Annotated in this window: 10 protein-coding genes and 2 pseudogenes; 8 read left to right on the top strand and 4 right to left on the bottom strand. The window is 35.2% G+C overall.

The genetic code is table 11. The features are described 5' to 3' along the window. Positions 1–8 precede the first annotated feature (8 nt). Positions 9–287: a hypothetical protein gene (locus MVE64_RS03075; protein WP_247343684.1), complete on the top strand. Its 279-nt coding sequence runs from the start codon at positions 9–11 to the stop codon at positions 285–287. A gap of 73 nt (positions 288–360) precedes the next feature. Here the strand turns inward: MVE64_RS03075 and sinI are convergent, their stop codons facing one another. Together sinI and MVE64_RS03065 are read right to left on the bottom strand one after the other, a co-directional pair. Next, positions 361–495 (bottom strand): DNA-binding anti-repressor SinI, encoded by a 135-nt coding sequence (gene sinI / locus MVE64_RS03070; RefSeq protein ID WP_231307678.1) that lies wholly within the window; start codon positions 493–495, stop codon positions 361–363. 183 nt (positions 496–678) lie between these two features. Further along, positions 679–1,437 (bottom strand): NADPH-dependent oxidoreductase, encoded by a 759-nt coding sequence (locus MVE64_RS03065; RefSeq protein WP_247343682.1) that lies wholly within the window; start codon positions 1,435–1,437, stop codon positions 679–681. A 93-nt stretch (positions 1,438–1,530) separates the two neighbouring features. On the opposite strand from MVE64_RS03065, the gene MVE64_RS03060 reads away from it, so the two are divergent. Continuing rightward, on the top strand, positions 1,531–2,361 hold the full coding sequence (locus MVE64_RS03060; protein ID WP_247343679.1) for a glycerophosphodiester phosphodiesterase: 831 nt from the start codon (positions 1,531–1,533) through the stop codon (positions 2,359–2,361). A gap of 45 nt (positions 2,362–2,406) precedes the next feature. On the opposite strand, the gene MVE64_RS03055 is transcribed toward MVE64_RS03060, so the two are convergent. Beyond that, positions 2,407–2,589 (bottom strand): hypothetical protein, encoded by a 183-nt coding sequence (locus MVE64_RS03055; protein WP_247343676.1) that lies wholly within the window; start codon positions 2,587–2,589, stop codon positions 2,407–2,409. A 260-nt stretch (positions 2,590–2,849) separates the two neighbouring features. Further along, positions 2,850–3,752, bottom strand: a complete 903-nt coding sequence (gltC, locus tag MVE64_RS03050; RefSeq protein WP_247343675.1) for a glutamate biosynthesis transcriptional regulator GltC — start codon at positions 3,750–3,752, stop codon at positions 2,850–2,852. 137 nt (positions 3,753–3,889) lie between these two features. On the opposite strand from gltC, the pseudogene gltB reads away from it, so the two are divergent. From gltB to MVE64_RS03025, 6 genes and pseudogenes are all read left to right on the top strand, one after another. Further along, positions 3,890–8,458, top strand: a pseudogene (gene gltB / locus MVE64_RS03045) (glutamate synthase large subunit). Between the two features lie 15 nt (positions 8,459–8,473). Next, positions 8,474–9,959 (top strand): annotated as a pseudogene (gltD, locus tag MVE64_RS03040) (glutamate synthase small subunit). Positions 9,960–10,094: 135 nt separating this feature from the next. Next, positions 10,095–11,726: a PAS domain S-box protein gene (locus MVE64_RS03035; protein ID WP_247343672.1), complete on the top strand. Its 1,632-nt coding sequence runs from the start codon at positions 10,095–10,097 to the stop codon at positions 11,724–11,726. 189 nt (positions 11,727–11,915) lie between these two features. Beyond that, positions 11,916–12,050, top strand: coding sequence for a hypothetical protein (locus tag MVE64_RS27315; protein ID WP_281730451.1), 135 nt, complete (start codon positions 11,916–11,918; stop codon positions 12,048–12,050). A gap of 64 nt (positions 12,051–12,114) precedes the next feature. Continuing rightward, the gene (locus MVE64_RS03030; RefSeq protein WP_247343669.1) at positions 12,115–12,519 is read left to right on the top strand and encodes a YuzC family spore coat inner layer protein; all 405 of its coding nucleotides are present in this window, start codon (positions 12,115–12,117) and stop codon (positions 12,517–12,519) included. Positions 12,520–12,726: 207 nt separating this feature from the next. Then, a complete protein-coding gene (locus tag MVE64_RS03025; RefSeq protein WP_247343667.1) occupies positions 12,727–14,595 on the top strand; it encodes an electron transport protein in 1,869 nt (622 codons plus the stop codon). The last annotated feature ends 8 nt before the right edge of the window (positions 14,596–14,603 follow it).

Below are 14,603 nucleotides of genomic sequence, written 5' to 3'. Positions count from 1 at the left end.
GGGACAATGTGAAAGTAATCGCCAATTTGCCCTATATTACAGTTACGAGAAATATTGAAGAAAATATTATATATCATAAAGAAGAGCAACATAAAATCACATTGTCTACAAGTGAGATCTCGACCTCTTTTGAAACTTTCTTATTAAAAGATGTATTAGATATTTCGTATCGTATCATTTCTAGTGATATAGGATTTCTTTACTTACATACAACAAGAGGTATGTATTCATTTCAAATGCGAACGAATCCTGAGCAGTTTATTGAGGAGTTTAAGAAGATAAAATAAGTTGTTAAATAAAAGGGACAGATTTTTCAATAAGAAATGAAAAATCTGTCCCTTTTAGCATATGTACCGAAAATCAAGTACGGTTTTTCTCTTTTGCTTTTTGTTTCAAAAATTGTTTGAATTCTTCTTTACTAATATTGGATTTCATTGCCTCAAGTGTTAATTCTAAAATTTCATTTTTCCTGTCATTTTTCATAGCATCAGTCAAAATGTATCACCTCCACAGTTAGTAAAGGATGCTTAGAAACACATACTATTTCTCTATACCCGGTTTAAAAACGATTAAAACCATTTTTCGTTCATAAAATCATTTTTTATGAAATGTTAACTAAATTGCATGTTAGTTTAATAAATAAAAAACTGACAAGGGAAATCTTGTCAGTTAAGTGGTTTATGATAAATCTTTACAAGTAAATCCCTGCTTTTTAAGCATTTTGGGTACGTCAGGGTAATTATTATTATAATGTGAGCCTTTATAAAAGTTCGATATTCTTTCAGTCCACGAAGTGTCTCTTTGACCATTTGTTTTATTGAGTTGATGCTGTTTATACAGCTTGTTGTACTCTTCTAAATATTTTTGTTGTTTCTCATTATAGGACTCATTATGAATAAATGCATCTTTAGGTAATCTAGGGTTTAAGCCGGGGTCCTCTGAAGCATAACCAATACACAATCCTGATATCGGTATAACGTATTCAGGTAAATGTAATAATTCAATTACTTCTAGTGGTCTTCGACGTATCCCACCTATTGGAACAGTTCCTAAACCTAATGATTCTGAAGCAGCTATTGCATTACTTAGTGCGATCCCAACATCTGTTGCTCCAACTAATAAAGAATCAGCATCATTTACTACTTCAAAAGGAGCATTTTCCATTTCGCTTGCTAGTTTCGCTCGGTAAAAATCCGCACAAAAAACTAAAAAAACTGGTGCCTGATCGATATGTTTTTGATTACCACATAAAACAGAAAGCTCTTGCTTTTTCTTTTTATCTTTAATAACAATAACAGAAACCTGCTGCCCATTAATCCAATTAGGAGCTGCTTGAGCAGAGGAAAGAATCGCATTTAGATGTTCTTGTTCTACCTGTTTTTCTTCATATTGACGAAAAGAACGGTGACTTGTTAAGGTGTTAATAACGTCATTCACAATTTTTACCTCCTAACAATATTCTTAATTGTACTTTACTTGAATTTTCCTTTTCTTTCAAAGATTTGAATTTGTTGTGAGCGATGTCCTAATATGAACAAGCAAAGGGAAATTAGAAATGTGAAGATGATTCATAAATTTAGAGAGAGCTTTCAATTTTTAAAAAGAAAACATCATAATATAAAAGGGAACCTCAAAGTTGTTGCACATCGAGGTGCTTCAGGGCATGCTCCTGAAAACACCATGGCAGCTTTTAATAAGGCAGTAGAGCTAGAAGCTGATTATATTGAACTTGATCTACAGATGACAAAAGATGGAAAATTGGTGGTTATTCATGACCCCACCGTTGATAGGACAACAAATGGAACTGGTGAAGTTAAAGAATTTACATATGAGGAATTAAGAAAACTAGATGCTGGTTCTTGGTATCATAAGAAATTTTCTGGACAAAAAGTTCCAAGTTTAGAAGAAGTATTGCTAACATTCAAAGGGAAAATAGGTTTGTTAATTGAAGTGAAAAATCCAGGTTTATATGATGATCTTCATGTAAAATTGGCTGAAGAACTTAATATTTTCAGGAAGGAAAAATTTGAAAATGAAGAGGTTATTGTCCAATCTTTTGATTTTGAATGGTTAGAAAAATTTCATACTAAGATAGCACATGTTCCTCTCGGCTTACTTGTTAAGTATCGAGTACAAGGAGTGTCAAATGTACAATTAAAAGATTGGTCTTCATTAGTGCAATTTATAAACCCAAATAAAGCTCTTGTTACGAATAAATTAGTAAAAAAAATTCACTCGTATAACATGAGGACTATGCCATACACAGTTAGAGATAAAAAAACAATTAAGCCGCTACTAGATGCAAAGGTGGATGGAATCATAACAGACTATCCTGATTTTTTTATGAACAATAAAGGATGAATGAACAGAAAAGAGGTTCACATTGTGAGCCTCTTTGCATAAGGTTTAAAGGTTTTCCTGTTGTTGACCAATTTCTTTTTCAGCAATTAATGAATTAGCCACTTCTTGGTTTTTATGTTCCATAACTGAATCACCATCAATATTTTTCTTATTAGGAAAAGTACCATCCGTTTGTAATGTAAATTGCTCTTGTTTTGGGGCATTAGATAGGTATTGTTCTTTTTTCATAAACAACATCCTCCTTTTTTATTTTGTTTTCTTATGTTCCTCTAAACCATAGATATCATTCCTAAGAAGTAAATGCCTCTTTTTCTCAAAACCTCAAAAAATGAAAGCGTTTGATTCCTATATATAATAGAAGAAACTAGGAATAAGCTAACGAGATAATAGATTGAAATCCCATTAATTTCTAATTCCATACATACTAATAAATGTTATGATAAAGCAAGAGTTGACCTAGCAAATTCTAGAGTCAACTCAGAATGGATTTATTGATATTGCTCTAGCATCGAGAAAAAGTCTTTTACAAACTTATAAAACACTTTTTCCGAAGGTGCAAGATCTCTTTTCTTAGAAACGATAATACCAACTGAACGTCTAACTAACGGAAGTTCAATTGGTATTTTTACTGTAAAGCGGGGGATGGACTCATGAAATGTACTTTCTGGCAACAAAGTAACACCCATTCCTGCTGAAACTAAACCTTTGATAGCGTCCAAATCTTCTCCTACAGAAGAAATGTTTGGAACAAATCCTGCTTGCTTACAAGATTCCACCACAATTTCTTGTAAAACAAATCCTCTAGGGAAAAGAACAAAAGAGTCATTTCTTAACTCATTAAGCAGAATACTGCTTTTTGATGCTAGATGGTGTGATGATGGTATTAAAGCAGAAATGCTCTCTGTAAATAAAATTGTTCCTTCAACTTCAGGATTATTTTGAGGGACTGGCCCTAAAAATGCTAAATCAATTTCACGGTTCACAACAGAATCAATTAAAAATTTATAGGAGCCTTGACGCAAATGAAAGGCAACATTTGGATGTTTATCCTTAAATGCTGATATAACGGTTGGCAACAAGTGACTAGCAAGACTTGTTGGAAATCCAATCTTAATTGTTCCTCTCTCTGGGTCTAAGTACTCATCGATTTGTTTTTTCGCATAATCAATTGCTTTCATTGCAGTTTTTGTATGAGTAAGAAACACCTTTCCAATCGGTGTAAGCTTGACATTTCGACCTTCTCTTTCAAATAAGGTAACACCTAATTCCGCTTCAAGATTAGCAATTTGTCTACTTATCGCAGATTGAGCAACATGTAAATATTGAGCAGCTTCAGATACATGCTCACGCTCGGCTACTTCCATAAAATAACGTAATTGTCGTAATTCCATAATAGGCCTCCAAACTATTTATATCAAATTGAGATTGTTTTAATCTAAATTATATATTGTTAATATCAATTATGGAAGATATAATGTAATTATCTGAAAATTCTCGGGTGTAAGATTATCTAACGGGGGAGATATACATGACTTACAATCAAATACCTAAAGCACAAGGTCTCTACCGTCCTGAATTTGAACATGATGCATGCGGTATCGGTTTATACGCTCATATTAAAGGCCATGCTACACATGATATTGTAAAAAAAGGACTAAGTATGCTTTGTCAATTAGACCACAGGGGTGGACAAGGCAGTGACCCATTAACAGGAGATGGTGCCGGATTAATGGTACAAATCCCTGATGCATACTTTAAAAAGGTTTGTCAGGAAATGACCCTTCCTGAAAGTGGACGCTACGGTGTCGGAATGATGTTTTTCTCAAATGACGATTCAGAACGTCAACAGATTGAAGAACAATTAAACAAATTTATTGAAGCTGAAGGTCAAACTTTATTAGGTTGGAGAGATGTACCTGTAAACGCAAAAGAAATTGGACCAGTAGCAAAATTAAGCTGCCCAGTTGTTCGTCAGGTGTTTATTGGAGCAGATGAATCAATCCAAGATAATATTACGTTTGAACGTAAATTATATGTAATTCGTAAACAAGCTGAAAACTGGGCAAGAGAACGTGAACTGCGTTTTTATTTTACTAGTCTTTCAAGCAGCACAATTGTCTACAAAGGACTATTAACTCCTGAACAAGTTGATACATTCTATCTTGATCTACAGGATAAAGATTTCGTTTCTGCATTCTCTTTAGTTCACTCACGCTTTAGTACAAACACATTCCCAAGCTGGGAAAGAGCACATCCAAATCGATACTTAATTCATAACGGAGAAATTAATACACTTCGTGGAAACATGAATTGGATGAAAGCAAGAGAACAACAATTCGTGTCAGAAGCATTTGGCGAAGATTTAAATAAAGTACTACCAATTCTAGATGCAGACGGTAGTGACTCATCTATTTTAGATAACGCATTTGAATTCTTTGTTTTAGCAGGTCGAAAGCCAGCTCATGCAGCGATGATGATGATTCCAGAACCTTGGACTGAGAATCCTCATATGAGTCCTGAAAAAGAGCGTTCTATGAATATCATAGCTGCTTAATGGAACCATGGGATGGTCCAACCGCAATTTCGTTTACAAATGGTAAACAAATTGGTGCGATTTTAGATCGTAATGGTCTTCGTCCAGCACGTTATTATGTAACAAAAGACGACTACATCATCTTCTCATCTGAAGTAGGTGTTATTGAAGTAGATGAAAAAGATGTTTTATACAAAGACCGCTTAAGCCTCAGGAAAAATGTTGTTAATCGACTTAGAGCAAGGGCGTATCATATCTGATGAAGAAATTAAAGAAGAAATGGCACAAGAAGAGCCGTATCAAGAATGGTTAACAGAACAGCTTATTAAGCTTGAAAACCAAGCGGCAGATTTAGAAGAAGAAGTTGTAACAGATATTGCTGAGCGTCAACAAGCTTTTGGTTATACGTACGAAGATATCCAAAAATATTTACTTCCTATCATTACAGAAGGAAAAGACCCACTAGGATCAATGGGGAATGACACTCCACTTGCGGTATTGTCAGATCGCCCACAATCATTATTTAACTACTTTAAGCAATTATTTGCTCAAGTAACGAACCCGCCAATTGATGCAATTAGGGAACAAATTGTTACTTCTACAATGACGTTATTAGGTACTGAAGGAAATATTCTTCATCCTACGAAAGAAAACGCACGTAGAATTCAATTAGATTCACCTGTACTTTCAAATGATCAATTAGCACAATTACGTTTAAACTTACACGCTGGTTTCAAGAGTAAAACACTTCAAGCATTGTTTACGGATAATCTTGATGAGGCAGTAAATGAGATATGTGCAGAAGCAGATCAAGCAATTGCTGATGGTGTAAATATCATTATTATCTCAGATCGTGCCATGAACTCTGAGAAGGTTGCTATTCCAGCTCTTTTAGCAGTAGGTGCACTTCACCAACATTTAGTTCGTCAAGGAACACGTACAAAGGCGAGTCTTGTCATTGAGTCTGGTGAAGCAAGAGAAGTTCATCATTTCGCTGCTTTAATTGGTTACGGAGTAGATGCAATTAATCCATATTTAGCATTTGCAACTTATAAAGAAGCTGTATTAGATGGTAGTCTTTCATACGGCTATGATGAAGTTGTAGCAAAATACATCAAAGGTGTTACTGAAGGTGTTGTAAAAGTAATGTCTAAGATGGGGATTTCTACAGTACAAAGTTACCGTGGAGCACAAATTTTTGAAGCAGTTGGAATCAGCCAGGAGATTGTTGATCGATTCTTTACTGGTACAGCAACACAACTTGGTGGAATTGATCTAGATACAATTGCAAAAGAAGCTGTATTACGTCATAAAGATGCTTTTTCTGAAAAAGTTGACAAGGTATTGAATTCTGGTAGTGACTTCCAATGGAGAAAAAATGGGGAGCACCATGCATTCAATCCTAAGACAATTCATACGTTACAGTGGACTTGTCGCAAAAATGATTACAGCCTGTTTAAACAATATTCTGAAGCTGCAAATGAAGAGAGAATTGGTTTCTTACGTAATCTATTCTCATTCAACAACAAAAAACAATCCATTTCAATTGATGAAGTAGAATCAGTTGATTCAATCGTTAAACGTTTTAAAACAGGTGCGATGTCATTTGGTTCATTAAGTAAAGAAGCACATGAAACACTTGCGATTGCTATGAACCGTCTTGGCGGTAAAAGTAACAGTGGTGAGGGTGGAGAAGATTCAAACCGTTTTACTACTGATGCAAACGGTGATCTTCGACGCAGTGCTGTGAAACAAATTGCATCTGGACGTTTTGGTGTTAAGAGTCACTATTTAGTAAATGCTGATGAACTTCAAATTAAAATGGCACAAGGTGCGAAGCCTGGTGAAGGTGGACAATTACCTGGTAACAAAGTTTACCCATGGGTTGCCGATGTTCGTGGTTCAACACCAGGTGTGGGATTAATTTCACCACCGCCTCACCATGATATTTATTCAATTGAGGATCTAGCACAGCTTATTCATGATTTGAAAAACTCAAATCGCGATGCACGTATCAGTGTAAAACTTGTTGCTAAAGCTGGTGTTGGTACAATTGCAGCAGGTGTTGCTAAAGGTGCTGCTGATGTTATTGTTATTAGTGGTTATGATGGTGGTACTGGTGCTTCTCCAAAAACTAGTATTAAACATACAGGTCTTCCATGGGAGCTTGGACTAGCGGAAGCTCATCAAACATTAATGCTTAACGGTCTTCGTGATCGCGTTGTATTAGAAACAGATGGAAAATTAATGACTGGTCGCGATGTAGCTCTAGCAGCTATCTTAGGTGCAGAAGAGTATGGCTTTGCCACAGCTCCACTTGTTGTTATGGGTTGTATTATGATGCGCGTTTGTCATTTAGATACTTGTCCAGTAGGTGTTGCAACACAAAATCCTGAGCTTCGTGATAAATTCACTGGAGATCCAGATCACATCGTGAACTACATGCGTTTTGTGGCTCAAGAAGTACGTGAAATTATGGCTGAGCTAGGCTTCAGAACAATGGATGAAATGGTTGGAAGCACGGATGTATTAGAAGTAAGTGAACGTGCAAAAGCTCACTGGAAAGCAAAACATCTAGATCTTTCAACACTTTTATTCCAACCTGAAGGTACTCGTACTGCAAAAATTAAACAAAACCATAAAATTGAACAATCATTGGATATGGTTGAAATTTTACCTAAAGTAGAAAAAGCAATCGAATCTGGTACACCAATTGATGCTTCATTTACTATAAAAAATATTAACCGTGTTGCAGGTACAATTGTTGGTAGTGAGATTTCAAAACGTTATGGTGAAGAAGGATTACCGGAAGATACAATCACCCTTCGTTTCACTGGCTCTGCTGGTCAAAGCTTTGGTGCATTTGTTCCTAAAGGTGTGACAATGCATTTAACTGGTGATGCCAATGACTACCTAGGAAAAGGTTTATCTGGTGGTAAAATCATTGTTAAACCTTCAGCCGATTCAAGCATTGTTGCTGCAGATAATGTGATCATCGGAAATGTACCATTCTATGGTGCAACAAGCGGTGAAGCATACATTAATGGTCATGCTGGTGAACGCTTCGGTGTTCGTAACAGTGGAGTAAATGTTGTTGTTGAAGGTGTAGGGGACCATGGCTGTGAATATATGACTGGTGGCCGTGTTGTGATCCTTGGTGAAGTTGGTAAAAACTTTGGTGCAGGTATGTCTGGTGGTATTGCATACGTACTTGCTGATAATAAGGATGAGTTCAAAGCAACTTGCAATGATGAAATGATTGAATTTGAGAGTTTAGTAGATGACCAAGAAATAAACTTCTTAAAAGAAATGGTTCAAAATCATTATGACTATACAGGAAGTCCGAAAGCGAAATTTGTTCTAGACCATTGGACTGAAACAGTAGAGAAATTTGTGAAAGTTATTCCAAAAGATTACAAGCGTATGATGAATCGTATTGCTGAGCAAATGGCTGCTGGACTAACAAATGAAGAAGCAATTATGAGTGCGTTTGAAGCAAATGCAAAATCTGAGAAAAAAGGTTCGGCGACAAAAGCGTCACGTTCCAAAGCAGTAGTACAGTAGAAAGGGGAGAGGAAGATGGGGAAAGCAACAGGATTTTTAGAGTTTAAACGTGAAGAGGCAGCTGAGCGCGACCCTCTCACACGTTTAAATGACTGGAAAGAGTATTCAGCTCCTTTCTCTGAGGAAAAGTTAAGCAGACAAGGAGCGCGCTGCATGGATTGCGCTACTCCTTTCTGTCATATTGGTACTGAGATTAATGGTTTCACTTCAGGATGTCCAATTCATAACTTAATTCCTGAGTGGAATGACTTAGTCTATCGTGGAAGATGGAAGGAAGCATTAGAACGTCTATTGAAAACAAATAACTTCCCTGAATTTACAGGAAGAGTATGTCCTGCACCTTGTGAAGGGTCATGTAACGTAGCAATCTCAGATCCTGCCGTTACAATTAAGAACATTGAAAAAGCGATTATTGATAAAGGCTTTGAAAATGGTTGGATCACTCCGCGTGTTCCAGAAAAACGTACAGGTAAAAAGATTGCAATTGTTGGTTCAGGTCCTGCTGGTTTAGCAGCTGCAGATCAATTAAACCAAGCTGGTCATACAGTGACTGTTTATGAACGTGCAGATCGCCCAGGTGGATTGCTAACATATGGTATTCCTAACATGAAACTTGATAAGGGTATTGTTGAACGACGTGTGAACTTATTAACTCAAGAAGGTATTACTTTTGTCACGAATACTGAAGTTGGAAAAGACATCACGTCTGAACAGTTACGTGAGCAGCATGATGCAGTTATTCTTTGTGTTGGTGCTCAAAAGCAGCGTGATCTGAAGATTGAGGGTCGTGAAGCAACCGGTGTTCACTTTGCAATGGATTATCTTACAGATGTAACAAAAAGCTATCTTAATACAAACTTTGAAGATGGCCAGTTTATCAATGCTGAAGGCAAAGATGTCATCGTAATTGGTGGGGGAGACACAGGTGCTGACTGTGTTGCTACAGCTATCCGTCAAAATTGTAATAGCGTAGTTCAGTTTGGTAAGCATCCTAAATTACCAATGTCACGTAAAAAAGAAAATATGTGGCCAGAAGCTCCACATGTTTTCACAATGGAATATGCTTATGAAGAAGCGGAAGCTAAATTTGGTGAAGATCCTCGTCAATATTGCATCCAAACGACAAAGCTTGTTTCAGATGAAAATGGAAATCTTAAAGAACTTCATACTATTCAAATGGAAAAACTAAAAGATGAAGAAGGTCGTTATTACTTTGAAGAAGTACAAGGATCAGAAAAAGTATGGCCTGCTCAACTAGTATTCATTGCGATTGGTTTTGAAGGAGCTGAACAACCAGTTCTAAAGCAGTTTGGTGTTGATCAAACAGCTAGAAATGTGGTTGCTGCTAAATATGGTGAGTTCCGTACAAATATTGATGGTGTATTTGCCGCTGGTGATGCTCGTCGTGGTCAGAGCCTAATTGTTTGGGCTTATTAACGAAGGTCGTGAAGCAGCACGTGAAGTAGATCTGTATTTAATGGGTAGTACAGTATTAGCTTAATTTTTAAATAGATTCTTATTTTTAAGACCTAAAGTCTCGTACTTTAGGTCTTTTGACATTTATTCCTATTGGACTGCTCTTTTAATCTTTAGTACAATAAAATTTATGTATCCTTCAAATAAGGAGAAGTAAATCTTGAAAAAATACAAAATTCTTATTGGTTATGTTTTGTTTAGTTTTATATGGATTTTAGTTACTGACAATGTTTTGGTTACTATAAATATATCAAAAGAAGCTTTATTAGTATTTCAAAATATCAAGGGCTTTATTTTTGTTTTAATAACTAGTTTTTTCATATACTATTTGGTCTTAAAAAGAGAAGCCTATATAACGGAAAAACAAGAAAAGACAAAGCTATCATTGTTAATTAATTCGATGGTTGACTTTGTTAATTTTAAGGATGGAGAAGGCCGGTGGACAAGGGCAAATGATTTTGCTTTAAGGCTTTTTCAGATTGAAAACGTAAATTATATTGGGAAAAAAGATTCCGAGCTTGCTGAGTATACGGAATTTTATGCTGAAGCACTTAGGTATTGTGAAACTTCAGATGAACAGGCTTGGCTAGAAGGAAAACCAAGTAGATGTATTGAAATAATACCAATGCCTGATGGTACGACTAAAACCTTTGATACGATAAAGATTCCTAGTTTTTATGAAAATGGTTCGCGAAAAGAATTAGTTGTTATGGGAAGAGATGTAACAGAAAAGGTAGAAGCTGAAAAGAAGCTTGCTGAAAGTGAACAACGATATAAATCACTATTTGAATTTAACCCTGAACTTGTTTATATGATCAACTTAGATGGCAAGCTTACTGATGTGAATGAACATTTTGTTCGTTTTACCGGTTTTGATAAAGAGAAATTTATCAATAAATCCGTTTTGCCTCTAATAGCAACCAAAGACCATTCTAGAGTTAGAGAGGCATTTAAAAGCGTTATTTATCACAATACACCATGGATTAACGAAGAAATTGAAATGATCCAAAAAGATCGTTCAGTTAAAGTTTTAAGATGTACTTCTGTGCCGATGATTATAAATGAAAAAACGGTAGGGGTTATCGGCTATGCAGTTGACATTACAAAACAAAAAGAAACAGAGTTATTGCTTCTAAAATCAGAAAAATTATCTGTAGTCGGAGAATTAGCGGCGAGTGTTGCTCATGAGATACGTAATCCTTTAACATCTTTAAAAGGCTTCGTTCAAATGCTTCAGGCAGATTCTACTGAAAATAAACATTATTATAGTATAATGCTTGATGAACTAGAACGGATTAACGTCATATCAAGCGAATTATTAGTACTTGCTAAACCTCAAAAAATACAGTTTCAAAAGGTTAATATAAATCATCTCTTAGCAGATGTTCAGCAATTACTAAAATCTGAAGCGAATTTATATGGTGTTACATTGGATGTTGAGGTTAATACTTCCATTCCTTTAATTGATTGTGAGCCTAATCAATTAAAACAACTCTTTATTAATATAATAAAAAATTCAATTGAAGCATCAGCAAATTATGTTACAGTTACAGTTGGAATGGTTAACAATCAGAATATTGATATTACTTTTAAAGATAATGGCTGTGGCATTGATGAAGATCGGTTGCAGCATCTTGGTGAACCATTTTATTCTATGAAAGAAAAAGGGACTGGTCTTGGTCTGACAGTTAGTTATAGAATTGTTGAGTTTCATAAAGGGAAGATTTCATTCAAGAGTGTCGTTAATGAAGGCACTGAGGTGAACGTATTACTTCCTGCGACAAAACCCTAATTTTTTAGGGTTTTTTATGTTTTTAAAATAAATTGTTTCATTTAAAAACAGGAATATTAAAATCCACACATTATTTTTGGGTAGGGATAATATATAATAAAAGTTGCATTAATCTAATTTTATTGGTGTAACACAAGATTCAGATCATAAATGAACGATTTAATTAACAAAGAAAGGGAGGTTGTGTAAATGGAAAAATCTCGTCGTTTAGAGAAATATGACAGGTTGTTTGTTCAAAAAAGGATTTCTCGTTTTCTGATGTCATTATTACCAGTTTTTGTTGCATTTTGCATTCTAGCATTTTTACAATATTTAGAATTATAATCACGCAATATTGTAAACACCGTATATTATTTATGTGCGATTTTATTAAAAGGAGCTGCTAGTAATGACACAATTATACTGTTATCCAATGTGTTATTGTCCGCCTAACTCAAATGCTGCAAGACAGATTCATACAATTCCTTCCTTTGCTATTTATCCTTCTTCAATAAGACAATACCCAGAAGTAGACCCGACATTGTTAGAGCAATCAGCAAAGTCTATGCAAAAGTTAATGAAAGAAGCTAGTTTAGTTTTAAACAAGTTGGCTGATTCAAAAGACTTTGCTACAAAAGTGATGTCTGCAGCTCAACAATCGAATAAACAAGAAGTGGATAAATTAATTCAATCAACTGGCATTAAATCAAAGGTTAATACTACTTTTAGTCCAGATGGAATTAACATGAAACTTTCCTCTGCAATTGGGGGAGCTGAATGCTGTTATTTAACAATTGCACTTAGGTGGCTTTAATCTCTCTTGAGTAAGGAGCAAAAATTCCTCTATCCTTTTTATATCCTCTAAGTAAAATCTTTAATGGCTATAGCACTAATAAAAGCATTGCTCCTTAGCTACATTATTAACTTCCATTTCTTAACACATCTATCGATTTTTACAATGAATAACTAACCTATTTAGATAAATATTAAGTACAAATATATGAAGAAAAGGAGAATTATTTTGCGAAAAGCTGTCCTCATATTATCTGTATTTATCATTGGATTAATAGGTGTTGTTACATATTTTTCGATAGTTGGATTCCAATATGCCTATCTCCCTCCTGATGAAGTAGTTCACAATAAAGAATCAGATAAACTTATCGATGTGAAAAATGTTTCTTACATACAAGATGAGAGTTCTGAAGAGCTTATTGAGCTAGGGAAAAAGCTGTTTTATGAAGAAACATTTGGTAATGAAGTATTTTTTTCAGATATTATGGGGATGTTTGATGGAACATTTACTCTAATGAATGTAGGAAAAGCGATAGTAAAGCTAAATGGAAAAGGCACTGATAATTTATTAGTGGAGGCTGCTGAAACGGTAAAAATTGGTGACCGGACGATTGAAAAGGGAGAGTTAATTGAAACAGGACTTGATGTACCAAAAGGTGCTGTGACTCCACTTGGTGTCAAATTCGTATATGAAAAGGGAAATATTAAAGCCGGAATAAGTTGTGCTGTTTGTCATTCCTCCTTAAACGAACAAAAAGAAGTTGTACATGGAATGACAAACAGTGATTTAGCTATTGGTTTACTTGTAGCTATGTCATCAAATTCAGCATCGTATTTTTCACATACAGAAATGGAAAGTATCAAAGAATTTGTTTCAACAAACGACCGACTAGTTGAAAGTACAAAAGGTGGAAGAGTTGCACTTCCTGATATTAAAAAACTAGAAGACTTTGTTGACAGAGAAGTCATGAAGTGGCCAAAAGGAAGTAATGATACAACCATTGACTTTAAAAATAACCCAGTACAAATTTTAGATGTTTATACTAAAGGTGATCATCCATATGGCTGGAGTGGACAAGGTCAAATTGGTCCGTTTAAAGGATTAAGCGCAGCTATAAACAATGCACATGCTCAAAACATGGATACACTCTCTCAAACAACAATAAGTAACGAAATCCTAAATATAGATAAAGAGCTTTACTTGGGTACTATTTTACAAAACGCGGCTAGGAAAAAGTATCGATATGACCCCGAGTCAGGGGAAAAACCTTCAGAGTTTTTTGCAAAAGTTGATCCAACACCAGGAGCTGAAGGAGTAAACACTTTAATACCAGCACCCACTTATCCAAGACCTTCTTTTGTAACAAGTGTTGGCTTATTTTCCAGTTCTGATGGTTATAAAGCCTGGGAGCAACAAAATGCAATGTCTGCGTTTATGAATTCTTTGTATCCTCCTAAAACAAATATAAAATCTGATGAAAAAACAGTAGAAGAGGGAAGAAGGGTTTTTGTAAAAGCAGGATGTATAACATGCCACGGAGGTAATTATTTAACAAATAATAAATTAATACCAACTGAAGAGATCAAAACAGATAATTCTAGAGCTAAAGGATTTCAAGCAGCAGAGAATTATTTTAGCTTACCTTCCATATATGATCCTAGTACTCCAGTGCCATTACCTGAAAATCCAGTTGTGATGGAAATCCCGTTGACAAAAGAACAAAATGAGCAACTAAGACTTGGGTGGGCGCAAGGTGGAACAAATGGTGCTTATAAAACAACTAGCTTAATTGGTTTAAACTGGAGTGCACCTTATCTGCATGATGGTGGAGTTGCAGTTGGTAAAGACCTTGTGAATGAAGTTGGTGTACCTGGTACTATTTTGAGTAATAAAAAACCTGATCCTCGCAATAGTTTGTTAGCAATGATTGATTCCTCATTAAGGAAAAAGGTCATTAAGACAAATAATGAAAATCACAATTTAAAAACGGCTCATGTAAGTGGAAAAGGACATGAGTTTTGGGTTGATTCCTCAACAGGATTTACAAAAGAACAGCAACAAGCATTGATCGATTATTTATTAAAGGTGTCCGATTAATAATGATG

The organism is Metabacillus endolithicus, assembly GCF_023078335.1.
In the GTDB taxonomy this organism is placed as follows: domain Bacteria; phylum Bacillota; class Bacilli; order Bacillales; family Bacillaceae; genus Metabacillus; species Metabacillus endolithicus.
Note: the sequence above shows the minus strand (reverse complement) of the source record. Positions and strands in the feature narration are given on the sequence as shown.

Bases quoted from the DNA above. Each gene is read 5' to 3' on its own strand.
- gltC (WP_247343675.1), bottom strand. From the start codon at position 3,752: ATGGAATTACGACAATTACGTTATTTTATGGAAGTAGCCGAGCGTGAG.
- MVE64_RS03055 (WP_247343676.1), bottom strand. From the start codon at position 2,589: ATGAAAAAAGAACAATACCTATCTAATGCCCCAAAACAAGAGCAATTT.
- MVE64_RS27315 (WP_281730451.1), top strand. From the start codon at position 11,916: ATGGAAAAATCTCGTCGTTTAGAGAAATATGACAGGTTGTTTGTTCAA.
- MVE64_RS03030 (WP_247343669.1), top strand. From the start codon at position 12,115: ATGACACAATTATACTGTTATCCAATGTGTTATTGTCCGCCTAACTCA.
- MVE64_RS03060 (WP_247343679.1), top strand. From the start codon at position 1,531: ATGAACAAGCAAAGGGAAATTAGAAATGTGAAGATGATTCATAAATTT.